This window comes from Providencia heimbachae ATCC 35613 (assembly GCF_001655055.1).
GTDB lineage: Bacteria > Pseudomonadota > Gammaproteobacteria > Enterobacterales > Enterobacteriaceae > Providencia > Providencia heimbachae.
Window position 1 is genome coordinate 82,638 of sequence record NZ_LXEW01000027.1, and the last position, 23,667, is coordinate 106,304.

Annotated in this window: 19 protein-coding genes and 4 tRNA genes; 4 read left to right on the forward strand and 19 right to left on the reverse strand. The window is 41.7% G+C overall.

Features of this window, described 5'->3' with window-relative positions:
* Position 1 precedes the first annotated feature (1 nt).
* Together hemY and M998_RS09425 are read left to right on the forward strand one after the other, a co-directional pair.
* Complete coding sequence (hemY, locus tag M998_RS09420; protein ID WP_068908598.1) at positions 2-1,195, forward strand: protoheme IX biogenesis protein HemY; 1,194 nt, start codon at positions 2-4, stop codon at positions 1,193-1,195.
* Between the two features lie 385 nt (positions 1,196-1,580).
* A complete protein-coding gene (locus tag M998_RS09425) occupies positions 1,581-1,808 on the forward strand; it encodes a hypothetical protein (RefSeq protein WP_068439756.1) in 228 nt (75 codons plus the stop codon).
* An 814-nt stretch (positions 1,809-2,622) separates the two neighbouring features.
* Here the strand turns inward: M998_RS09425 and M998_RS09430 are convergent.
* From M998_RS09430 to trxA, 19 genes are all read right to left on the reverse strand, one after another.
* A tRNA-Pro gene (locus M998_RS09430) sits at positions 2,623-2,699 on the reverse strand.
* 37 nt (positions 2,700-2,736) lie between these two features.
* Positions 2,737-2,822, reverse strand: a tRNA-Leu gene (locus M998_RS09435).
* Between the two features lie 17 nt (positions 2,823-2,839).
* Positions 2,840-2,915, reverse strand: a tRNA-His gene (locus tag M998_RS09440).
* 109 nt (positions 2,916-3,024) lie between these two features.
* Positions 3,025-3,101: transfer RNA gene (locus M998_RS09445), tRNA-Arg, on the reverse strand.
* A gap of 153 nt (positions 3,102-3,254) precedes the next feature.
* Positions 3,255-4,646 (reverse strand): bifunctional threonine/serine APC transporter ThrP, encoded by a 1,392-nt coding sequence (gene thrP, locus M998_RS09450; protein ID WP_068908599.1) that lies wholly within the window; start codon positions 4,644-4,646, stop codon positions 3,255-3,257.
* A gap of 243 nt (positions 4,647-4,889) precedes the next feature.
* Positions 4,890-5,657, reverse strand: coding sequence for a lipopolysaccharide N-acetylmannosaminouronosyltransferase (gene wecG / locus M998_RS09455; RefSeq protein WP_068908601.1), 768 nt, complete (start codon positions 5,655-5,657; stop codon positions 4,890-4,892).
* A gap of 9 nt (positions 5,658-5,666) precedes the next feature.
* Entirely contained in the window at positions 5,667-7,022 is a 1,356-nt protein-coding gene (wzyE, locus tag M998_RS09460) for an ECA oligosaccharide polymerase (RefSeq protein WP_068439750.1), read from the reverse strand.
* A complete protein-coding gene (locus M998_RS09465) occupies positions 7,019-8,101 on the reverse strand; it encodes a TDP-N-acetylfucosamine:lipid II N-acetylfucosaminyltransferase (protein ID WP_068439748.1) in 1,083 nt (360 codons plus the stop codon). The genes wzyE and M998_RS09465 overlap by 4 nt, the downstream gene beginning before the upstream one ends.
* Positions 8,098-9,348 carry a lipid III flippase WzxE gene (gene wzxE / locus M998_RS09470; protein WP_068439746.1) on the reverse strand — a complete coding sequence of 417 codons (1,251 nt, stop codon included), beginning with the start codon at positions 9,346-9,348 and terminating at the stop codon, positions 8,098-8,100. Before wzxE ends, M998_RS09465 begins: the two co-directional genes overlap by 4 nt.
* Complete coding sequence (gene rffA / locus M998_RS09475) at positions 9,348-10,478, reverse strand: dTDP-4-amino-4,6-dideoxygalactose transaminase (RefSeq protein ID WP_068439744.1); 1,131 nt, start codon at positions 10,476-10,478, stop codon at positions 9,348-9,350. Before rffA ends, wzxE begins: the two co-directional genes overlap by 1 nt.
* The gene (gene rffC / locus M998_RS09480; RefSeq protein ID WP_068908603.1) at positions 10,465-11,205 is read right to left on the reverse strand and encodes a dTDP-4-amino-4,6-dideoxy-D-galactose acyltransferase; all 741 of its coding nucleotides are present in this window, start codon (positions 11,203-11,205) and stop codon (positions 10,465-10,467) included. Before rffC ends, rffA begins: the two co-directional genes overlap by 14 nt.
* The gene (gene rfbA / locus M998_RS09485) at positions 11,183-12,064 is read right to left on the reverse strand and encodes a glucose-1-phosphate thymidylyltransferase RfbA (protein ID WP_068908605.1); all 882 of its coding nucleotides are present in this window, start codon (positions 12,062-12,064) and stop codon (positions 11,183-11,185) included. Before rfbA ends, rffC begins: the two co-directional genes overlap by 23 nt.
* 8 nt (positions 12,065-12,072) lie before the next feature.
* The gene (gene rffG / locus M998_RS09490) at positions 12,073-13,146 is read right to left on the reverse strand and encodes a dTDP-glucose 4,6-dehydratase (protein WP_197713313.1); all 1,074 of its coding nucleotides are present in this window, start codon (positions 13,144-13,146) and stop codon (positions 12,073-12,075) included.
* Entirely contained in the window at positions 13,137-14,399 is a 1,263-nt protein-coding gene (wecC, locus tag M998_RS09495) for a UDP-N-acetyl-D-mannosamine dehydrogenase (RefSeq protein ID WP_068908607.1), read from the reverse strand. The genes rffG and wecC overlap by 10 nt, the downstream gene beginning before the upstream one ends.
* Positions 14,396-15,526: a non-hydrolyzing UDP-N-acetylglucosamine 2-epimerase gene (gene wecB, locus M998_RS09500; RefSeq protein WP_068908609.1), complete on the reverse strand. Its 1,131-nt coding sequence runs from the start codon at positions 15,524-15,526 to the stop codon at positions 14,396-14,398. Before wecB ends, wecC begins: the two co-directional genes overlap by 4 nt.
* Positions 15,527-15,625: 99 nt before the next feature.
* The gene (gene wzzE, locus M998_RS09505; protein WP_068908611.1) at positions 15,626-16,684 is read right to left on the reverse strand and encodes an ECA polysaccharide chain length modulation protein; all 1,059 of its coding nucleotides are present in this window, start codon (positions 16,682-16,684) and stop codon (positions 15,626-15,628) included.
* A 28-nt stretch (positions 16,685-16,712) separates the two neighbouring features.
* The gene (gene wecA / locus M998_RS09510; protein ID WP_068908612.1) at positions 16,713-17,798 is read right to left on the reverse strand and encodes a UDP-N-acetylglucosamine--undecaprenyl-phosphate N-acetylglucosaminephosphotransferase; all 1,086 of its coding nucleotides are present in this window, start codon (positions 17,796-17,798) and stop codon (positions 16,713-16,715) included.
* A 640-nt stretch (positions 17,799-18,438) separates the two neighbouring features.
* Positions 18,439-19,698: a transcription termination factor Rho gene (gene rho, locus M998_RS09515; protein WP_068439727.1), complete on the reverse strand. Its 1,260-nt coding sequence runs from the start codon at positions 19,696-19,698 to the stop codon at positions 18,439-18,441.
* A 712-nt stretch (positions 19,699-20,410) separates the two neighbouring features.
* The gene (gene trxA, locus M998_RS09520) at positions 20,411-20,737 is read right to left on the reverse strand and encodes a thioredoxin TrxA (RefSeq protein ID WP_068439725.1); all 327 of its coding nucleotides are present in this window, start codon (positions 20,735-20,737) and stop codon (positions 20,411-20,413) included.
* 117 nt (positions 20,738-20,854) lie between these two features.
* On the opposite strand from trxA, the gene rhlB reads away from it, so the two are divergent.
* Positions 20,855-22,141: an ATP-dependent RNA helicase RhlB gene (rhlB, locus tag M998_RS09525; RefSeq protein ID WP_068439723.1), complete on the forward strand. Its 1,287-nt coding sequence runs from the start codon at positions 20,855-20,857 to the stop codon at positions 22,139-22,141.
* A gap of 11 nt (positions 22,142-22,152) precedes the next feature.
* A complete protein-coding gene (gene gppA, locus M998_RS09530) occupies positions 22,153-23,658 on the forward strand; it encodes a guanosine-5'-triphosphate,3'-diphosphate diphosphatase (RefSeq protein ID WP_068439721.1) in 1,506 nt (501 codons plus the stop codon).
* The last annotated feature ends 9 nt before the right edge of the window (positions 23,659-23,667 follow it).

The window sequence follows — 23,667 nt, forward strand, 5'->3', positions numbered from 1 at the left end:
TATGATTAAGGTATTGATACTCTTTATTGTTCTTATCGCTGGTATTATTTTAGGGCCATTGCTCGCAGGTCACCAAGGTTACGTTTTTATCCGTACCGATGACTACGATATCACCACTAGCGTAACGAGCTTGGTGCTCTCCTTTATTTTACTTCAGTTTGTTCTGCTATTTTTAGGCTGGTGCTATCGCCGTTTTATTAGCACCACTTCACGAACAAAAGGCTGGGTGAGTGGCCGTAAATACCATAAAGCCCATACTCAAACCCAAAAAGCCTTACTTAAGCTCGCTGAAGGTGACTTTGAACAAGTCGAAAAGCTAATGAGTAAACATGCTGAATTATCTCAGCAACCGGTTGTTAACTATCTACTTGCTGCCGAAGCTGCACAACAAAGAGGGGATGAGTATCGTACTCATCAATATCTCGACCGAGCCGCAGAAGCGGCGGGTAATGATCAGCTCCCGGTTGATATTAGCCGAGTGCGTATTCAGTTAGCAGAAGGGGAAGTTCACGCGGCTCGTAATGGTATTGATAGGCTTATCGACCAAGCACCAAGACACCCCGAAATTTTACGCCTTGCAGAGCAAGCCTATTTACGCTCAGGTGCTTATCAAGCTTTAATCGAGTTACTGCCAGTAATGGCGAAAGTTCAGCTCCATAATGAAGATGAATTGGATGCGCTAAAACTCAAAGCATATAAAGGGTTAATGAACCAATGTATGGCTGAAGGTGGTAGCGAAGGTTTACGCAAATGGTGGAAAACGCAACCGCGTAAAGTGCGTAATGAAACCGCCCTACAATCTTTCCTAGCGGAGCACTTGATTGAATGTGGTGATACGATGAGCGCAGAAAAAATCATTATTGATGGGCTAAAACAGCAATACGACGAACGTTTATTAGTGTTAGCACCACGCCTTAACAGCGAACAACCCGAAGTTATCGAAAAAACATTGCTTCAGTTACTGAAACAAAATGGTGCAACCCCACTTCTTAACAGCACGTTAGGGCTACTTGCGCTTCAACATGCCCAGTGGGAAAAAGCAGAAGCCTACTTTAAAGCAGCTTTGGCTCAGCGATTTGATGCCCATGATGCAGCGTGGTTAGCTGATGCGTATGATAAGCTTCACAAGCCAAATGAAGCGGCTAAAATTCGCCAAGAAGCGCTGATACATTCGCTAAAAAAAGAGCGATCATAGCCTTTAGTTTATCGACGCTTTTCCACGATTTTTGCTTCAATAAAAGCTCTGCCTAAATAGGTGGGGCTTTTTATTTGCCTCCAACGTCCCACTATTTTAGATTAATACCAAAATAATATTCATTAGGTAATAACTATATAATACAACTGTTTTTCTTATTTAGAATGTCATTAAAAGATAAAGCAAAGGTCATCTCATCGATTGACCATTATACACGCAAGAATCATTCGTAGCGATATCCTCTATATTCCCTAATTAACCTTAAAAAGGTTAACCATAATGGCTAGAAGTGCAAACAAAACAAGCTTTACTATGTAATAAACCATTCGCATAGTGTATAAATAATCTTATGCACTTTTGCCTTAGATGAACTCAGGATATACATATGAATGTAATTAAAACTATTTGGCGTTGGATTATTTCTACCCCTAATCGTTTGCAGATCTTTTTTGATCTACTTCTATTAATTTTATCGCCTTTTATTTTTATCACTATCGTCGGTTTTAATACTGAAGATTTAAATAAAGATATCTTTATTATTACATTCATTATTCTTTGCTATACCTACATCACCCGTTGGTTCAGTAAATGGTTTAGCAAAAAACAAAAATAATTATTGAGTTCGATGCCCCTTTTATATTCAAAATACTTCAAGGTACATGCAAACCATAGCCATTTAGCTTGAAGTATGACGAATATGAAATGAATTGAATTGAAAAATCACTATCAAAGAAATTTTGTAGAGCTCAAACCAAAAAAAACACCTGCCGAAGCAGGTGTAAAATACAATCAGGTCTACAGACGGATGGTGCCTCACTCAACGTTTCGCCCGTTAATTGATGGTAAGAGGATTAGCTCTTGATCATCTACAGTGGACAATAGGCACCGATAATCGGCTTTGCGTCATCCCTTGGTTTATGAAGCATTGCTGTCATAAGAAGTGGGATGAGCATCTACATAATAAATAATGCACAAGGCGTGCCAACTTTATTTTATTTTCACTTTTTGGTATTACTCACGCATCTATGCGATTTTACACAAAATTTTATTAGCCCCACTCGTTCCGTTCTTTATTCTATTCAAAAGCCTTTCTCACAAGCAGGGTTTAACCTCTCTCTTGTCTCAATTTAGAGACATTAAAGTCTCGTTATTAATTTTTCCTTACAAATCATTGAGTAATATGTCTCCATTTAGAGACATTAAAGTATTGGTTTGTATCAAATTTACGACAGTTCTATTTTCTTATATAAAACAGCTAGTTGAATTCATTAAAATAGAAGTAAAAAAGAACGGGATAAAAAGCGTGTTTTGATGAAGAAATAAAGAAAGTAATCAGTGATAGGTGATAGGTGATAGGTGAGATAAAAATAAAAAGTTAATACACTAAAATGCAAAAACCCCGCTTTATTAAGCGGGGTTCTTTAAATTGGTCGGCGAGAGAGGATTCGAACCTCCGACCCACTGGTCCCAAACCAGTTGCGCTACCAAGCTGCGCTACTCGCCGAAATGTACTGCTTTACATCTTCACATTATTCTTTTCGTGGTGCGAAAGGGGGGACTTGAACCCCCACGCCCATAGGGCACTAACACCTGAAGCTAGCGCGTCTACCAATTCCGCCACCCTCGCAATGTCACAGAAAAAAATGGGGTGGCTAATGGGGCTCGAACCCACGACAACTGGAATCACAATCCAGGGCTCTACCAACTGAGCTATAGCCACCATAACTTCACTTTATTCAAAGCGTTGCTATTTTATTTCTTGTTACTTTACTTCTCACTACTCTACTACAAACAACTTCGTTTTGCCACCGTAGCGTGTCACCAATTAATGGTGCGCCCGACAGGATTCGAACCTGAGACCTCTGCCTCCGGAGGGCAGCGCTCTATCCAGCTGAGCTACGGGCGCTTAACGCCGTTGCGGAACAGGATAGTACGGATTTATCTACACGCTGTCTAGTCCTTTTTTAAATAAAAATATCGATTGCTTGCCTTTTATCCATTTCGGCGATAAAGAGAGCGTTTTTACTCTCTTTATCGTTCTATAACTAAAATCCAGTTGCTATGAATGACCTAACTTCGCTTTTTCATTCTTGCGATTAACCGCTTTAACTAAGAAATAAAACGCTGAAACGGTCAATAAAAATATCGCCCCCACGATTAAAGACAAGCGAGTATCTGGATTAATGGCCATTCCGACCAATACACAAGCTAAAAACAGCAAAGTGGCATAGTTTACCCATGGAAACCAAATCGATTTAAAAGGATGATCTTTTAGTTTGTCTTTATTCTGCTGGCGAAAACGAATTTGGCTGGTTAACAGTACTAACCAAGGCACCATACCGGGTAAAACACTCGCACTGTATACATATACAAAAACTTTTTCCGGGTTAGGTATGATGTAGTTCAAGCTCGACCCCGCCAATAAACACACAATGGTAAAACCAACACAACGAGCCGGAACACCATTACGCGTTAATTTAAGTAATGAACGCGGTAATTGTTTATTTTGTGCCAATGCGTACAACATCCGCCCACCACTGTACATACCGCTATTACAACCGGATAACGCCGCAGTCAGCACCACAAAGTTAATCACTGCGGCTGCCGAAATAATGCCCACCTTAGCAAAGGTGAGAACAAATGGACTGCCTTGCTGCCCCACCTCAGTCCAAGGAAATAGTGTGACAACAATAAAAATCGCACCAACATAGAAAATTAAAATACGCCATAAAATATTATTGATGGCTTTTCTCAATGTCACTTGTGGATTTTTGGCTTCCCCAGCGGTGATCCCAACTAATTCAACACCTTGATAAGATGCAACAACAATACACAAGGCAAATAAGAAACCTTTCCAACCACCTGCAAAGAAGCCCCCATGCTCAGTAAGGTTCCCTAAACCAATGGGTACAAAATTATTACCAATACCAAAGAAAATTAGCCCAAGCCCTATCAAGATCATCACTACAATCGTCGTCACTTTGATCATGGCAAACCAAAACTCTAATTCACCGTACAGCCTCACTGCGGCTAAATTAGCGAGGGCAACGAGTGTGACGGCAACTAACGCAAATATCCACTGAGGCACATCGGGAAACCAATATTCCGCGTAAACGCCGATTGCGGTTATCTCAGATATCCCAACCGCTACCCACATAAACCAGTAACCCCATGCGGTTAAACACCCCCAAAATGGGCTTAAATATTTATACCCAAAGGAGGCAAAAGAACCCGTTACAGGCTCAAGGAACAGCATTTCGCCCATTGACCGCATAATAAAAAAAACGAATATTCCGGCGATGATATAAGCCAGTAGCACTGAAGGCCCGGCCCATTTTAAAGTGCTTGCTGACCCCATAAAGAGTCCAACACCAATAGTGCCACCGAGTGCAATCAGCTCAATATGACGAGCCTCAAGCCCTCGCTGAAGTCCTTGTTGTGGATTTTCCATAAATTCCCCTGCCATAAATTGTAGTCATATAATCACAGCCTTAATTGGGACTAAGTGAGTAATAATCGCTGTAATTGTCATTTTAATAATGAAAAAAAACGCCATATCCCCAAGATAGAGTGGAATATCTAGTGGTTATGTTTATTTTTGAGGGATTATAGAAATATTTGAAGAAAGAGACCAGCAGTTACGCCGATCTCTTCAATGAGGAACCTTGCAATTTAAAATATAGACTCAAAATAATTAAAGCTTACCACCGTAATAATAACCTAAAAACTTAAGCAACTTAAACTGGCGTTTAATACGTGTCGGTTGTGATAATAAGCGATACAGCCACTCAAGGCCTAAATTTTGCCATACTTTAGGCGCACGCTTCACATGCCCCGTAAAGACGTCATAAGTCCCACCTACGCCCATATATAAGGCATCAGGATGCACGAGGCGGCAATCACGCATTAGCATCTCCTGCTTAGGAGATCCCATCGCTACGGTGACGATTTTTGCACCACTGGCATGAATACGCTCAAATAAAGCATCTCTATCTTCTGCGGTAAAATACCCATTTTGCGAGCCAACGATGTTCACATTCCACTGAGTTCGCAGCTTATCTTCTGTTTGCGCTAAAATTTCAGGTTTACCGCCTATCAAAAATACTGGCGTTCCTTCTTTACCGGCTCTTTCCATTAAACCTTCCCAAAGGTCAGCCCCTGCAACACGAGAGACCTCTGCTTGTGGGTATTTACGACGTATTGCCCGAACAATACTAATGCCATCGGCATATAAGTATTCCGCTTGGCCAAGCAAGGTATTCAACGCAATATCTTTTTCCGCGATCATCACTTTTTCTGCATTGATAGCAACCAAAGTGCCGGTCTTTGTTTCACCATTGGCAAATAAATAGTCTAAGAAATGGGCCATGTTTTTGAAGCCCCAGATGTTATGACCACGAATGCTATATTGTGGAACTGACGATTGTGCAACCGATGATTGCGAAGTTGATGGCTGTTCCATATTGCTCCCTTAGCGGTTCTCTCGCTGTTGACTTCTTAGGTAAGAAGCTGTTTTCGCTCGGATAAGACCCGCACTTTCAAATAACCAGTACAGTAATTTAGCTAAAACCAAACAAAGCCCAAATATTAAGCAGAAAAAGACCACTCGCGACACGAATGAATCAACGCCTTCGCGAGCTAATACAATAATGTTGAAAATAGCGCCAAAACAGAATGCTTGCATGATAGCGGCTTTATAACGGTTTGATTCTTTGAGACTCATGCCATAAATCCAATCAAACCATTTAATAATAAGCCCAACCGCGATTGCGCCGAGAGGAATAAAAAGAACCCCACCCATCACCACTAGGGAACCAATCAAGGTTGGTGAAATCGCTAAGCCTGAATGGTTGTTAAGCACTTCCCATGTAAAGTAGTTCGCCGAATTAAGTACAGTATCAGGACGATCAGGCCATACCCACGATGGAATAAACACATAGAAATCACGCACAATTGGTGCAAGACCTTGGAAATCCATTTCATCATAATGACTCAGCAACAAGGCTAAATTTTCCCAAGGCGAAAATGTGTCTCGTGTCAGATATAAGAACGTGTAGTAAGCCTCTGCACCGCTTACATCAAGGCCGTAACGCTTCAACGCTAACCAGAACATACCGACGATACTCGCCACTCCAGCAGCAGCCAGCATCCAAAGTGTTATCCACCCTCTCACGATACCGATAAACAAAAATAGCGCAAAGGCGATAATAATATTGGCTCTTGTCCCCCCCACAATCACATAAGTCAGAAAACCAAATGCGACGGTGCTAACAAGAAACAAAACCCACCGTTTTTGTGTTGGACGTAAGAAATACACAATCAGCATGGCGGGGATAAAAAAATAGAAAAAGCGTTTTAATGCGACCCCAGAGACCTGACTTGAAAATATTTGACTGTAGGATTTTAGCTTGAATAACAAAAAACCATTTTGTAAAAAGAAAATTCCCACAGTGACAACAGCAATCAAGATCAACAACATGCAGGTTAAATTGGTTTCGACCTTATTCATGCTAAAGAGTGCACGCCTTTGCGAGTTATCATTCCTTGATAAACGCGTTTTATAAGCAACATAATAAATGGCATAAAAACAGGTTGCAGCAAGCTGGGCGTACAATAAGTAATCCGCACGAACAACGGCGACTTCAAATTGAAATACTAAGGCACAAGTTAGTGGAAATCCGAAGTAAAATGTCAATAAATACAACATCGAAAAGAAAATATTAAAGTTAAAACGCACACGTAAAAACTCTTTATAGAGTAATGTGCCAATAAAAATAATCGATATCAGGTAAACCAATGCTAAGCCGCCTAACTCCGCTAGCGTCATGCTCGCTCCTCCGCAAGGCTCAGGATCGCTTTCCAACCCTCGGTGAAGTTAGGTGCAAAAAAGTCAATGTGCTGCTTATCAAGCGTTGCCATCTGCCGTTGTGCTTCATCCACCAGCGGTAGCGTCAGTTCATCGCCATAGAAAAAAACAGGGACATTCTGAGCCGTCAAGTCCTGCCAAAATGTATTTTGGCGGCTGATGACAAAAGGAATACAAAACTGGATCAGTAAGCAAACGGTACCTACGCCTTGTTGACGATTAAAGATAAAGTACCCCAAATCACAGGATTTCAATAAATTCAGGTACGCATCAAACGCCATTCGCTCTTTAAGAATATCAACCTGTCCCGCTGAAAATTGGCTATTCGCCGCATCTTCAACCTGCTGAATATACGTTTGGTTGTTCGCAGGATAGCCCATTGGAACAATCACCTTAACCTTATCCCCAAACTGTTGTTTAATCGCAGCCAACGCCTCTACATGACGATTTGAACGGTCACCTGAGTTACCCAGAAGAATTGTTAATTCATCGCCTTCTCGTGGCTTAGGCTCGTTTAATGTTAATGCAGGATCCATCCTTGTCGGGAAATAAAGCACTGATGCAGGAACTTTTGGATTCGATTGATGGAAATAGCAAAGATCACCACGCGTTGCACACACATGGCCAACCTTTTTTTGCGCTAAACGACGCAAAACATAAAATAATTTAAATTTTAATGCGTTAGATTCTTCATACAGATCAGCACCCCAAATATGCCACCAAAATTGATGGGATTTTATTTGGCCAAACAGTAAGGCTAGCCATATTGGTGCATTAAATTGTCCGTGGAAGAAAAATCGTGTGCGGCGATCCGCCTTAGCACGTTGGATCACGCTATCAGCAATCGCTTTTTTACTTTCAAAAACTTCAATCTCTAGCTTTGGATAAGCGTCAGCCAACTGCACGTCATGGCTTACCACCATAAAATGCGGCTTTTGTGACGGCTCAGCCTCTTGGCAAATAACATGATTAAAAAATGTTAAAACCGTCTGATTGTGATGAGGGAGGTCAGATCCCAGTACATGTATTAAGGTTGTCATGCTCGCCTACGGTAAATCAAAAATACGCAACAACAGAGGATAAAATAGACAATATACGTTGCCATATAAGCCTGTGTTGCGCCAACAGCGCCATGCTCAGGGATAAGCCAATGAGCAAAGCCCATCAAAAGAACGAATTGGCTTACTTCAGCCAGGACATAAAAACGTAATGCGGCTTTGGCGATAACGAGGTAGCCAAAAACATAAGCGCCCACTTTTAGTACATCACCGACCAACTGCCATGCAAATAGGTCTCTCATACCGGTAAATTGTTCAGAAAACAGTAACCAAATCGCAAAATCGCGCAGCAACCACACCATAAAACTGGCAACAGCGACTGCGGGTAATACAAATTTTAATGCCTTGATAATTTCTGCTGATATTTCGCTTTTTAATTGCAAGCGAGATAACGTGGGTAGCAAGTAAACCGAAAACGAGGCAGTAATAAATTGCAAATAGGCATCTGAAATCGTGCTTACACCCGCCCATAAACCAACATCATCCCAGCTGTAACGCTCGGCTAATAAATTTCGCATCATGATATACGCAACAGGTAAGGTTATTGACGTCAATATCGCCATTATCGTGAACTTACCTAAACTCGTTGCAATCGCTTTATCCCAAGCGGGTTTAAGCGCAGAAAGTGCAAACTGCTTGCGTCTTACAATCATCAAACCTGCTGGTAATACCACGAGTGCTGGAACTAAAGCTAACCCCGCTAATGCGCCATCATAACCACCAAGCATATAGCATAAATAATAAGCTGCCACTCCCACCAAGCTACCTAAGATAATAGCCTGAGCATTACCCGATGCATCCCGATAACCTTTTAATATTGCTAAAAAATAATTCGAGTATGCAATTCCCATCTGGATAAATGCGACGGCGCGGATTACCGATTCATAATTTGCATCATCAAATAGAGCTGCACTGATAAAACCACTAAATAAAAGAAAAATAACAGCTAAAAGTGTTGAAAAACCTAAAATAATTGTCGAAGAGGTACCAAGGACAGCACGTAATTTCACTGGGTCTTGATGATGTTCGGCAACATATTTTGTGACGCCATTAAAAATTCCGGCGCCAGAAAGTACCCCTAACACCGTAATAAGTTGGCGGAAATTACCCGCCAAACCGACACCACTTGGACCAAATGAGACGGCTAATAATTTAACGATTACAAGGCCTGCCCCGATTTTAATCAGGGTAGACCCAGCCGTCCAAACCGATGCTCTTGCTAATGACATTAGGCAAAAAACGCGTTAATGCGTTCAATCACAGTCTGTTGTTCTGCATCCGTCATATTATAAAACATCGGTAAACGCACTAAACGATCGCTTTCACGTGTTGTATATTTATCTTCACCATGGAAACGTCCAAACTCCATTCCCGCAGGGCTCGAGTGCAGCGCAACATAGTGGAACACCGTCAAAATACCATGAGATTTCATGTAATCATTAAACGCAGTACGCTCTTCCACATCTTGCAATTTAATGTAGAACATATGCGCATTGTGTTTTAGTCCTTCAGGCACAGTAGCTAACACTAAGCGGCCGGCACCCACGAGTGGTTGCAGTGCTTCATCATAGCGTTTCCACAGCAGTAAACGGCGATCATTGATTTTATCGGCCTCTTCGAGTTGTGCCCATAAGTAAGCCGCTTGTAAGTCAGAAAGTAAGTAACTTGAACCAATGTCGCGCCAAGTATATTTGTCCACTTGGCCGCGGAAAAATTGGCTGCGGTTCGTTCCTTTTTCACGGATCACTTCTGCACGATTAATCAATGATTTATCATTAATTAAAGTCGCTCCACCTTCGCCGCCTGAAGAGTAGTTTTTGGTTTCGTGGAAACTGTAGCAACCAATATGGCCAATTGTACCAAGGGCTTTTCCCTTATAGGTGGACATGACGCCCTGCGCCGCATCTTCAATCACAAATAAATTGTGCTTTTTCGCAATATTCATGATGGTGTCCATCTCACAAGCAACCCCTGCATAATGAACCGGAACAATTGCACGAGTACGTTCAGTGATGGCATCTTCAATCTTTGTTTCATCAATATTCATCGTATCTGGACGAATATCAACGAAAACAATTTTTGCGCCACGCAAAACAAAGGCGTTTGACGTCGACACAAAGGTAAAGCTAGGCATGATAACTTCATCGCCTGGTTTGATATCAATCAGGATCGCAGCCATTTCTAATGATGCAGTACAAGATGGCGTTAATTGAACTTTTGGGCAATCAAAGCGCTTCTCCATCCACTCTTCACAACGTTTTGTGAAGTCCCCGTCGCCGCATAACTTGCCACTTTCCATGGCTTGTCTCATATACTCTAATTCAGTACCTACAACGGGTGGTTTATTAAATGGAATCATGTTGTCCCCTGTATAGCCAATATGCGGTACTTGCAATAGAAGCACCGCTACGTGAATAAAGATTTAATGCCGCAACATTGCTGATTTGAGTGGCAACATTTAACTGTCTTTTTTGGTGTTGCACACACCAATCGAATGCTGCTGACATCAATTTACGACCAATCCCCTGTCCTTTCGCTTCTGGCATTTTAGCTAACAGGCCGATACGAGCGGTATCGGCATCAATATTCCGTAGGCTCACAAAACCTAAAATATTGCCGGATGCGTCTTTGACTAACAAACAGGTATGGTCAAACGTACCTAATACTGATTTTTCAATCCACAACCCATAAAACCGCCCGCTATCATCATTTTGATACCAAGGCGCCCTAAAGCGGCTATTACTAAAAACAGCGGCTGCGGCTTGACGTAGTACGACAATGTCATCCACTTGTGCCACATCAACATATTCAGTCGTAGATGACCCAGCGTTTAAGTAAGCATTTTTTGTGCCAATAGTCAGAGCAAAATCAATTTCACCTTCAACCAAAACGAAACCCATACCGGATAAATCATCAATCAGGGCGGTTTCTGATGCGGCAATTTTCGCTTGCACTATCGCATATTGATCTAATTGATAAGCAAGGAGAGTTTCAGCGTCAGTGCTGGTAAAATTCAATTTTGCCGTTGAGCGTCCAAAAAAATCAGACTCCCACGCTAAGGCATCAATACTGGCGCGGACGGACACGAAGGAGATCCTCTAAATATTGCCCATAACCGGTTTTTTTCAGCTTTTCAGCAGATTCTTGAACTTGCTCATCGGTCAGCCAGCCATTACGCCATGCAATCTCTTCTAAGCAGGCAACTTTAAAACCTTGACGTTTTTCAACGGTTTGTACAAATGTTCCCGCTTCAATCAAGCTGTCGTGAGTACCGGTATCTAGCCATGCAAAACCGCGACCGAGCAGCTCAACATTCAACTCGCCACGTTCTAAGTACATTTGGTTAATAGAGGTAATTTCTAATTCACCGCGCTCAGAAGGTTTAACTTGCTTAGCAAATTCAACCACTTGATTATCGTAGAAATAGAGGCCAGTCACTGCCCAGTTAGATTTGGGTTTTTTGGGTTTCTCTTCGATAGATAACGCTTTAAAGTCATCATCAAATTCAACAACCCCAAAGCGCTCAGGATCCATCACTTGGTAACCAAACACTGTTGCGCCTTGACTTCTTTTGGCGACCGAGGTCAATTTTGGACTAAATGAGTGACCAAAGAAGATATTATCGCCAAGCACTAAACAGCAAGCGTCACCATTAATGAACTCTTCACCGATAATAAATGCCTGAGCAAGTCCATCAGGGGAAGGCTGTTCTGCATAACTGAGCTCAATTCCAAACTCTTGTCCATCACCTAATAAACGCTGAAACATCGGTAAATCATCAGGGGTAGAAATAATTAATATTTCACGAATTCCCGCCAACATCAAAACCGACAGCGGATAATAAATCATCGGCTTATCGTAAATAGGTAATAGCTGCTTAGAAATGCCGCGAGTGATAGGGTGTAAACGCGTTCCCGATCCCCCCGCCAGTATAATACCTTTCATGTGTCCTCCTAACTGCTCAAACCAAGTCGTTCACCTGCATAGGAACCATCTTGCACACGGCGCCACCACGTTTCGTTATTCAAATACCACTGCACGGTTTTGCGAATACCAGATTCAAAGGTTTCTTGTGGTGTCCAACCTAATTCATGCTCAATTTTGGTCGCATCAATGGCGTAGCGCATATCGTGACCCGGTCGGTCTTTCACGTAAGTTATCAAGTCGCGATAATGAACAACACCTTGAGGTTTCTCTGGATAAAGTTCCTCAAGCAGCTCACAAATCGTTTCAACAACATCTATATTGCGACGTTCGTTGTGCCCACCAATGTTGTAGGTGGTTCCCGGCTCAGCGGTTGTTGCAACTAAATGCAAAGCACGAGCATGGTCTTCAACAAATAACCAATCACGAATTTGCTCCCCTTTACCATAAACAGGTAAAGGTTTACCCGCCAATGCATTAAGAATGATTAGCGGGATCAGCTTTTCAGGGAAATGGTATGGACCATAATTATTCGAGCAATTCGTAATCATGGTTGGCAAGCCATAGGTTCTTTGCCATGCACGAACTAAATGATCGCTCGATGCTTTTGATGCGGAATACGGGCTACTGGGCGCATAAGGCGTTGTTTCCGTGAAGAAACCATCAGGGCCATCCAAATCACCATATACTTCATCTGTCGAAATATGGTGAAAACGAAAAGCTTCCTTTTTACCTTCATCCAACGCTGACCAATAATGACGAGCCGCTTCCAATAAAGTATAAGTCCCAACGATATTGGTTTCGATGAATGCTGCTGGGCCATCAATGGAACGGTCAACGTGACTTTCGGCCGCTAAATGCATTACGGCATCTGGCTGATATTGGGCAAACACTTTATCCAGTGCCACACGGTCACAAATATCAACCAGTTCAAAGGAGTAGCGTGGATTATTCGCCACATCAGCCAGTGATTCTAGGTTGCCTGCATAGGTCAAACAATCGACCACAATCGCACTGTCTTGTGTGTTATCAATAATATGACGAACAACAGCAGAGCCGATAAAACCCGCACCGCCCGTGATTAAAATGCGTTTCAACGCCATACTCCTTTGGTATCCACCACCCATTTTTGAGTGATTAGCGAACCTTGAATAGCTTTGAATATATTGTGATCAACTAACATCAGAATGATGTCAGCTTCATTAACCGCCTGCTCAACTGAAACTAACTCAGAAATACCTTTTAAAGAAGTCGGCAATTCATGAATATGCGGCTCAACTGCGTAAGTTTTACCCGGATTCCAGTTAGCGATCATCTTAGTAATGTGCATCGCTGGGCTTTCACGCAGGTCATCAATATTCGGCTTAAACGAAAGGCCAAAACAAGCAATAGTCACTTCACTCGCTTTCTTACCCGTTTCAGCTAAACAGTCTGCGACTGCTGCTTTGACCTGATCAACAACCCAAATTGGTTTGCCATCGTTAACTAAACGCGCAGTATGGATTAAGCGAGACTGTTGTGGATTTTGAGCCACGATAAACCATGGGTCGACGGCAATACAGTGGCCGCCAACACCGGGACCTGGCTGTAAAATATTCACACGCGGGTGGCGGTTAGCGAGGCTAATCAACTCCCAAACATTGATATCTTGCTGAGCACAAATTAATGATAATTCGTTAGCAAATGCAATATTCACATCACGGAAGCTATTTTCTGTTAATTTGCACATTTCTGCGGTTCTTGAGTTGGTGATAACACATTCACCTTCAAGGAAAATATTGTACAACTCACTAGCACGCTTGGATGATTTTGGTGTCATTCCACCAACAACGCGGTCATTTTTAATCAATTCGACCATAACTTGTCCCGGCAATACGCGCTCCGGGCAATATGCCACATCAATATCGGCGTTTTCACCCGCTTGGTGTGGGAATGTCAAATCAGGGCGCGCTTTAGCCATCCATAACGCCATTTGTTCAGTTGTACCCACTGGCGATGTGGATTCAAGGATCACTAAATCGCCTTTTTTCAATACCGGTGCAATCGATTCTGCAGCAGACCTGACATAAGCTAGATCGGGCTCATGCTCGTCTTTAAATGGTGTTGGAACGGCAATGAGGTATGCATCTGCGGGCTGTGGCTTAGTAAAGGCTTTCAGGTACCCCTCTTCCACTGCTTTTTTTACTACGATATCTAATTCGGGCTCGACAATATGGATTTTACCCTGATTAATGGTATCCACCGCATGTTGGTTGACATCGATGCCAACCACTTGCTTTTTACGAGATGCAAAGGCTGCCGCTGTTGGTAAACCAATATAACCAAGGCCGATAACAGAAATAGTTTTAAAACTCATAATTTCACCTGATTGCTTTTTAATGCGTCAAGAATACGCTGACAAGAATGCCCATCACCATAAGGATTGTGAGCGCGGCTCATTTCGTGATATTCCGCATCATCTGTCAGTAACCGATTAACTTCTTCCACAATTTTTTGTGTATTCGTACCAACAAGACGTACTGTACCCGCATCAACGGCTTCAGGACGTTCGGTGGTATCTCTCATCACTAAAACTGGTTTGCCCAATGATGGAGCTTCTTCCTGAATACCGCCAGAATCTGTCAATATCAAATAAGCATGGTTCATTAAATAGACAAATGGGAGATACTCTTGAGGACTAATTAAGATAATATTATCAATATCATGCAATATGCGTTTTACTGGCTCACTGACATTTGGATTCAAGTGTACAGGGTAGACAACTTGAACATCAGGATGTGCCTGTGCAATTTCAGCGAGTGCATGACAAATGCGCTCAAAACCCCCACCAAAACTTTCACGACGATGGCCTGTTACCAGAATCATTTTTTTGTTTGCATCAAGAAACGGGTAATTAGCGGCTAATTTTTCCATCATGTACTGGTCGCTCATAACTTTATCACGTACCCATAACAAAGCATCAATCACGCTATTACCCGTGACAAAAATATGGCTATCTGGAATCGATTCTTTTAACAAATTTTGGCGCGAATTTTCGGTTGGTGCAAAATGGTACATGGCGAGATGACCTGCAATCTTGCGATTTGCTTCCTCAGGCCATGGCGAGTAAAGATCCCCTGTACGCAATCCAGCCTCTACATGCCCAACAGGAATACGATGATAAAATGCAGCAAGGCTGGTCGCCATGGTTGTTGCTGTGTCGCCATGAACTAACACGACGTCAGGCTTAAAATCAGCAAATACTGCCTTTAATCCTTCTAAAATACGGCATGTTATATCCGTTAAATCTTGCCCTGGTTTCATAATATTGAGATCATAATCGGGTGTGATCTCAAATAGTTTCAGTACTTGATCTAGCATTTCACGATGCTGTGCGGTAACACAAACTTTAGCTTCAAAATCCGCATCACCCGCAAGTGCATGAACCAACGGCGCCATTTTAATGGCTTCAGGTCGTGTGCCGAATACAGTCAATACTTTCACAGTGACTCTCTTATATTTATCTTTCGCAGTTTGCTGCTTTCTTTAATTTTAATGACTTTATAGCGTCACTGACTCAAAGAGCCAGTGACGTATTTAAAATCATGATGGGCGACGGCGAGACAGTACAACTCCGGCACCAACTAACATACCAATTGCACCCCATAGAACCATCATAAAGGCTCTGCGTGGGCTATCGCGTTTGACTGGATCTTCAGGCGTTCGCAAGTAGCGGTATGCTTGAAAATTATCTTGGAGGGTAGGCCCGACACTTAATGTCGATAACATCGCAATGTTTTGGTCATAATTAGAATCATGATCAGGGCCGGTTGCTTTTAAGGTTTCAATTTGAGCTTGTAGTAATGGTGCGCCTAACATAAACATTTTAGAATCAGGAACTTCATCAACAGGCATAGAGCTTTGATTACGTGAAATACCTTGTTTTTCAGCAACAATAAGTGCTTGCTCAAGTGTATTTAAACGTCTTTCATATGCTGCTTGAGCAACCATGTCTTCGCGTTTTACTAACGCTTTCATGGACTGCATTTTTGTTGCCCAAGTTCCTTTTATTTCATCGTTCAAATTGGTTGTTGCGCGTTGATTGGCAAATTGAATATATTCGCGCAGCAATTGGTTTGAATCTGTAGCTGTTTCAGCAACCAATTTAATACTATCGGTTAGATTTTTTAGTTCATCCGCAGGTGTAAACTCAATATTATTAATGAGTTCATCCAATAGCGCAGCATCTGCTTTCGGATCATTTTCTAACCGTTGCTTATAATAATCCGTACTCAGCCAAAATTGACGACGAGTATCATAAGCACCAAGTTGCTTAGTGAATTCTTCGTAAGCTTCTTTCGCTATCGTAGGCAGTTGCCCTTCTTGCCCAATATTATTAATACGTGAATCAAGGTTACGCAGGAATTGTTGCTGGGAGTAATAACTGCCCAGATTATTAACTGTTGGTAGGTCCGTGATTGCAGTTGAGCTCCACTTTGGCTGCATAAAATAAGATGCGCCCAACGCGATTGCAGCAAATATGACTGCAAATGCAGCGATCCAGATTTTACCTTGCCATAATGAGCGGCATAAGCCTCGGATATCCAATTCCGGTTCTACTGGAGCTTGATACTGATTAGGTTGCGTTTCTGAGTTATTCACTGCACAGAACCTCTATTTACGTTTGTCGTTACCGTACTGCACCTCTGCGAGCTCGACGTCTTACACGTTTAATAAAACGAGCAACTTTCCAAGCACGTTTAATGCAATAACCATACATCATAAATACAAGCAAAAACAATGCCAACATTACCCATTCAGGTACAAATGATAGGCGTTCACCGATAATACCAATGCATGCTAATACCGCAGCGGACAAAGTAATAAGAACAAATGCCCCTTTTGGCGTAAAACCTGAGCGCATGATCAAATGATGGATATGTTGACGGTCAGGAGAGAATGGGCTCATACCTTTACGAATACGACGATACATGATGGCAACCATGTCCATTAATGGAATGGCAATAATCCACAATGCCGTCACCGGATTAATCGGATGAACCTGTTCTTGCGTCGAAGCCACCAATATCCAGATGATAGTAAAGCCTATCAGTGTGCTTCCCGCATCCCCCATAAATACTTTAAAACGACGGCCTAAGATACCTAAGTTTAATAAGATATAAGGAAGGATAGCCGCAATAAATGCAAAACACCAAAATGCTAATGCATAATTGCCGCTTTGATATAACAGAAAACCTAAAGCACCAAAGGAAACAGAGGATAACCCACCTAAGAGCCCATCAATACCATCAACCATATTAAATGCATTGATCGCAGCCCACACGGCAAATAGCGTAACAATATAACCGAATGGACCTAACACCAGCTCCCACGGACCAAATGCATGCCCTAATGATTCAAGTGTTAAGCCCCCCGCTGTCATCATAACAACTGCGACAATCGCTTGAACACCAGCCCTTAACTTCACACTGATATCAAATCTATCATCAAGTGCACCGATGAAGACCAATAACCCAGCACAGGCAACATACAACCACTTGTGAGGAATATATTCCTCAGTGATAGCAAACGCGAAACAAATTCCGAAAAAGACCGAAATCCCTCCAACGAGAGGAACTAATCCTACGTGTTTTTTCCTGAAGTTAGGCTTATCAACCAACCCGATGTTTACTGCAACAACACGGGCGATAAAAATAAAGGCTAACGAAAACAAGAATACGTAGAAGAGGTTGGTTATAAAGTGTGTGGTATCCACTATTCGACTCTCTTATTTTTTCTAATCTAACTAAAAAACTAAAATTTTTTGGACTAATGCCGATAAACAAACAAGCGCTATTGCATTATCATCTCAACAAAAATTTCCGCTATAAGACGAATCTTTATTGGTTATGCTATTTGCACAGTATAACTAATAAATGAAACTTCACGTCCATGTTCTATTTCAACAAGGCTGTAATATCGATTTTATACTTTATAGCTGCAATATGCATGCCATAAAAACAATATCCTTAAATCGAGTTAATTTTATTTTCTACTATGATTAACTCAGTGAGTTTATATTAACCAGTACCGTTCTATCAGTAGATATCGGATAAAGTCATCATTAAAGAGAAAAAATAAATCACTCCAATTCAATCATTTAGATATAAAATCGCATAAAAACTCGATATCAGTATAAAAAAATTACTTTGTATTATAAAAACACGCTTTAAGCACATGACTATTAGTTAAAACTTCAGTCACTAAATTTATTACTATAAAAATAACAATCTAGGCAATAACTAGTCTTTATAAGTACCAATATAATATTTTAACCAACGAACTAAAGTACAGATAAAAAAATAGGCGCCCCTTGGTGGAGCGCCTATTTTATCTGCATACTGAAACGTTAGCCGTTAAGCTCTCTTCATAAAATCAAAGAACTCTTCGTTAGTTTTAGTCATTGCCAGTTTGTTAATGAGGAATTCCATTGCATCGATTTCGCCCATTGGGTGAATGATCTTACGCAGGATCCACATTTTTTGTAGTTCATCTTGTGTCGTGAGAAGTTCTTCTTTACGTGTACCTGAACGATTGTAATCAATCGCAGGGAAAACACGTTTTTCAGCAATCTTACGAGACAGGTGCAGTTCCATATTACCTGTACCTTTAAATTCCTCGTAGATAACTTCATCCATTTTCGAACCAGTGTCTACAAGTGCAGTTGCGATGATGGTTAAGCTACCGCCTTCTTCAACATTACGAGCGGCACCGAAGAAACGTTTTGGACGGTGTAATGCATTTGCATCCACACCACCAGTCAACACTTTACCTGAAGAAGGTACAACGGTGTTGTAGGCACGGGCAAGACGTGTAATGGAATCAAGCAAGATAATAACGTCTTTTTTATGTTCAACAAGACGTTTTGCTTTTTCAATAACCATCTCAGCAACTTGGACGTGACGTGCAGCTGGCTCATCAAAAGTAGAAGCAATAACTTCACCTTTTACCAAACGTTGCATTTCAGTCACTTCTTCTGGACGCTCATCGATCAGCAATACCATCAGAACACAGTCCGGATGATTAGTTGCAATGTTAGTGGCAATATTTTGCAGTAACATCGTTTTACCCGCTTTTGGCGGAGCAACAATCAGGCCACGTTGACCACGACCAATCGGAGCCGCTAAGTCCAAAACTCGTGCAGTTAAATCTTCCGTTGAACCATTACCACGCTCCATGCGAAGACGACTATTTGCATGTAAAGGAGTAAGGTTTTCAAAGAGAATTTTGCTACGCGCATTTTCAGGCTTGTCATAGTTAACTTCGTTAACTTTGAGAAGGGCAAAATAACGTTCACCTTCTTTAGGGGGACGAATTTTTCCGGCTATGGTATCGCCGGTGCGTAGGTTAAAACGACGGATTTGACTAGGAGAAACATAGATATCATCAGGACCTGCGAGGTAAGAACTGTCAGCTGAACGGAGGAAGCCAAACCCGTCCTGCAATATTTCCAGTACGCCATCGCCGAAAATATCTTCTCCACTTTTTGCATGCTGCTTCAAAATTGAGAAAATAATATCCTGCTTTCTCATACGGGCTAAATTCTCTAGCCCCATGTTTTCGCCTAACGTAATCAATTCTGATACTGGCGTATTTTTTAATTCGGTAAGATTCATAATGGTGGGTTCTTTAACTCGGGGTATTTCTTGAACTATGAACGTAAATTGAAGGCAGCTTATTATTAAGAAGTAAGTGCCAGTTTCACTTTATAACGCCCTGTTGGTAATGGTTGACTAACCTCTAACAACAACACGTAAAATTCGCGTTTGTTACTGCTAAGATTGCACTAACATATGACTATTCATCTAAACGATGTTCGCTATATTATTAGAAACGTACACAATATTAGCAATAGTTTTTTGTACATTTAAGACAACATCTATTCCACATCACAAATTTAAACTCAGTCAACGCATTAAAACCTAAATATTATCAACTGATATTAAACTTTACTCGACCTGTTAGTTGCATCTTATGATACAACTCACCTAAATTTCATTACTCATCTAATAACTATTTTTTAACTTACATTATAGAAATGACGCGATCAACGAAATTGATTTAAGCGGCTGCTATAACTCGATTTTCAAATCATCATTTTTAAAATCAATGCATTATCAGTCTAGACGAGTAACAGCATCATGAAATTATGACTACACTGAACTGACAAACTAGATATATAAGATAAGAGCTATGGAATTCAAGGTAATTCTACGGGTACTAAATGAGGAATACAGATAACTTATCATGCCTGAATGAAGACGTCTAGCGGCTCTCTAGATAAAATAGAGATACCGCTAAACGTTTTAGCTTACATATAACGATAACTTACAGATTTTCGTCTAGAAATTCTTTCAGTTGGGTTTTAGATAATGCACCAACTTTTGTTGCTGCTACACTACCATTTTTGAATAATAGAAGCGTTGGGATACCGCGAATGCCATATTTGGGAGCGGTAGCCGGGTTTTCATCAATATTCAGTTTTGCGATGGTCAGTTTGCCTGTATATTCTTCAGCTACTTCATCAAGAATAGGCGCGATCATTTTACAAGGACCACACCATGCAGCCCAAAAATCGACGAGAACAGGTGAATCTGCTTTTAGAACTGCAGTTTCAAAACTTGTATCAGTTATATGTATAATTTTGTCGCTCATGTTGTACTCCAAAGAATCATCTTTTGCAGGCTAAGTGTAACATTATTAGCAGTAGTATGCTTTATTTCACAATATACACTTTCGTAAATCAACCGTTAACTGATATTCTAACATACTATGAGTAAAGCACACTTGACAGAAAAGAAGTTTTCCGACTTCGCATTGCACCCTAAAGTCATTGAAGCTCTTAATAAAAAAGGCTTCGATTATTGCACGCCGATTCAGGCGTTCACCTTGCCTTTTACTGTCGAAGGCAAAGACGTTGCGGGACAAGCGCAAACCGGTACAGGTAAAACGTTAGCATTTTTAACGTCTACATTTCATTATCTATTAACTCACCCTGCTGCTGAGGGGAAAAAAACCAATCAGCCCCGTGCATTGATCATGGCGCCGACTCGTGAATTAGCCGTACAAATTTACTCGGATGCAAAAGAACTTGCTGAGTATACTGGCCTGAAAATGGGTTTGGCTTACGGCGGTGATGGTTATGATGAACAGCTAAAAGTTCTTCAAAATGGTGTTGATATTTTGATTGGCACAACCGGTCGTCTTATCGACTATGCTAAACAAAACTACGTCGATTTAAGTGCAATCCAAGTGATTGTTCTCGATGAAGCTGATCGCATGTATGACCTTGGCTTTATTAAAGATATTCGTTGGCTATTCCGCCGTATTCCGGCCGCAACAGAAAGGCTTAACCTACTGTTCTCTGCCACACTGTCTTATCGTGTGAAAGAATTAGCGTTTGAGCAAATGAATAACCCTGAATATGTTGAAGTAGAACCGCTACAAAAAACAGGCCATCGTATAAAAGAAGAGCTATTTTACCCTTCAAACGAAGAAAAAATGCGCCTACTACAGACCTTACTTGAAGAAGAATGGCCTGAGCGCTGTATTATTTTTGCAAATACAAAACACCGTTGTGAAGATGTCTGGGCTCACCTCGCCGCAGATGGTCACCGTGTTGGCTTGCTGACAGGTGATGTTGCACAGAAAAAACGCCTACGTATTTTAGAGCAATTTACCCAAGGCCAAATTGATATTTTAGTTGCCACTGATGTTGCTGCACGTGGTTTACACATTCCATCTGTAACTCATGTATTTAACTATGACCTACCTGATGACTGTGAAGACTATGTACACCGTATTGGTCGAACAGGTCGTGCTGGTGAAAGTGGTAACTCAATCAGCTTAGCGTGTGAAGAATACGCTCTGAATGTACCCGGTATCGAAGAGTATATTCAGCACTCAATCCCTGTGAGTAAATACAATAGTGATGCTCTGTTAACTGAGCTTCCAGTACCAAAACGTCGCCATCGTCCGCGTCCTAGTGGACCTAGACGTAACTCAAATTCGCCACGTCGCCACAATGGCCCGCGTAACAACCATAAACGACCAGGCTGAGTAAAAACGATATGCTGAAATCTTCTTCTCTTTATGCTGCTATTGATTTAGGTTCCAACAGCTTTCACATGCTGGTTGTCCGTGAATCCGCTGGTAGCATCCAGATAATTTCTAGGGTTAAACGCAAAGTTCGCCTTGCTGCTGGGTTAGATAAAAATAACCGACTATCAGAGCAAGCAATGGAACGAGGCTGGCAATGCCTGCGCCTTTTTTCTGAGCACTTACAGGATATTCCTCGTGCTCAAATCCGTGTTGTCGCAACAGCGACACTGCGCTTAGCAAAAAATGCGGATACTTTTATTGAAAAAGCCAGCGAAATCCTAGGAAATCCAGTCAAAGTTATTCAAGGAGAAGAAGAAGCTCGCCTAATTTACCAAGGCGTTGCTCATACAACAGGCGGTCCTGATCAACGCTTAGTTGTTGATATTGGCGGCGGCAGTACAGAGCTCGTTACGGGAACTGGCGCTCAAGCACAGCAACTTTATAGCCTTGAAATGGGCTGCGTGACATGGCTAGAACGCTATTTTAGCGACAGAACCCTGACCGAAGATAATTTCGCACAAGCCCAATCTGCCGCACATGAAGTTATTGCCCCGGTTGCCGATTCGCTTAAAAACCATGGCTGGAAAATTTGTGTTGGCGCATCAGGTACCGTTCAAGCAATTCAAGAAATTATGATCGCACAGGGCATGGATGAACTAATCACACTTTCTAAGTTAAAGCAGCTCAGACAAAAAGCTATCCAGTGCCATAAATTGGAAGAACTTGAAATTGAAGGATTAACTTTTGAACGTGCGCTTGTCTTCCCGAGTGGCTTATCTATTTTAATTGCTATTTTTGAAGCATTGGAAATTGATAATATGACGCTCGCAGGCGGCGCTTTACGTGAGGGGCTAGTGTATGGCATGCTTGAATTGCCAATCGAGCAAGATATTCGAGCACGAACATTACGCAATATCCAACGCCGTTTCCAAGTTGATATAGAGCAAGCCGGCCGAGTTCGCCAGCTAGCTGAACATTTCTATCTTCAAGTTGCTAAAGACTGGGATCTTGATCTTCGTTGCCGCGATTTATTATCTAGCGCCTGTGCATTACATGAAATCGGCCTCAGTATTGATTTTCGTAAAGGGCCTGAACATGCCAGCTATTTAATCTCCAATCTTGATTTACCCGGGTTTACGCCTGCTCAGAAACGTTTACTGTCCGCGCTGCTAAAAAATCAGCATGGGCCTATTGATGCATCAACTCTGAGCCAACAAAATGCAATACCAATGCAGCAAGCCTATGATTTATGTCGTTTACTCAGGCTAGCAATTATTTTTGCCAGTCGTCGACGTGATGATACTTTGCCTGCTCTAAGGTTAAATGTGAGCTCACATGTCCTCATCATTGTGCTACCTTATCGTTGGTTAGCAGAACACCCATTGCGAGCGGAAAACCTACAGCAAGAGGTTCAGTGGCAGGGCTATGTCAATTGGATTTTAGATCTGGAAGAACGAAATAGTTCAAATTACTAATCATATTCC

Coding starts and splice junctions, on each gene's coding strand:
- hemY (WP_068908598.1), top strand. CDS start 2: ATGATTAAGGTATTGATACTCTTTATTGTTCTTATCGCTGGTATTATT.
- M998_RS09425 (WP_068439756.1), top strand. CDS start 1,581: ATGAATGTAATTAAAACTATTTGGCGTTGGATTATTTCTACCCCTAAT.
- thrP (WP_068908599.1), bottom strand. CDS start 4,646: ATGGAAAATCCACAACAAGGACTTCAGCGAGGGCTTGAGGCTCGTCAT.
- wecG (WP_068908601.1), bottom strand. CDS start 5,657: ATGGAACAGCCATCAACTTCGCAATCATCGGTTGCACAATCGTCAGTT.
- wzyE (WP_068439750.1), bottom strand. CDS start 7,022: ATGACGCTAGCGGAGTTAGGCGGCTTAGCATTGGTTTACCTGATATCG.
- M998_RS09465 (WP_068439748.1), bottom strand. CDS start 8,101: ATGACAACCTTAATACATGTACTGGGATCTGACCTCCCTCATCACAAT.
- wzxE (WP_068439746.1), bottom strand. CDS start 9,348: ATGTCATTAGCAAGAGCATCGGTTTGGACGGCTGGGTCTACCCTGATT.
- rffA (WP_068439744.1), bottom strand. CDS start 10,478: ATGATTCCATTTAATAAACCACCCGTTGTAGGTACTGAATTAGAGTAT.
- rfbA (WP_068908605.1), bottom strand. CDS start 12,064: ATGAAAGGTATTATACTGGCGGGGGGATCGGGAACGCGTTTACACCCT.
- rffG (WP_197713313.1), bottom strand. CDS start 13,146: ATGGCGTTGAAACGCATTTTAATCACGGGCGGTGCGGGTTTTATCGGC.
- wecC (WP_068908607.1), bottom strand. CDS start 14,399: ATGAGTTTTAAAACTATTTCTGTTATCGGCCTTGGTTATATTGGTTTA.
- rho (WP_068439727.1), bottom strand. CDS start 19,698: ATGAATCTTACCGAATTAAAAAATACGCCAGTATCAGAATTGATTACG.
- trxA (WP_068439725.1), bottom strand. CDS start 20,737: ATGAGCGACAAAATTATACATATAACTGATACAAGTTTTGAAACTGCA.
- rhlB (WP_068439723.1), top strand. CDS start 20,855: ATGAGTAAAGCACACTTGACAGAAAAGAAGTTTTCCGACTTCGCATTG.
- gppA (WP_068439721.1), top strand. CDS start 22,153: ATGCTGAAATCTTCTTCTCTTTATGCTGCTATTGATTTAGGTTCCAAC.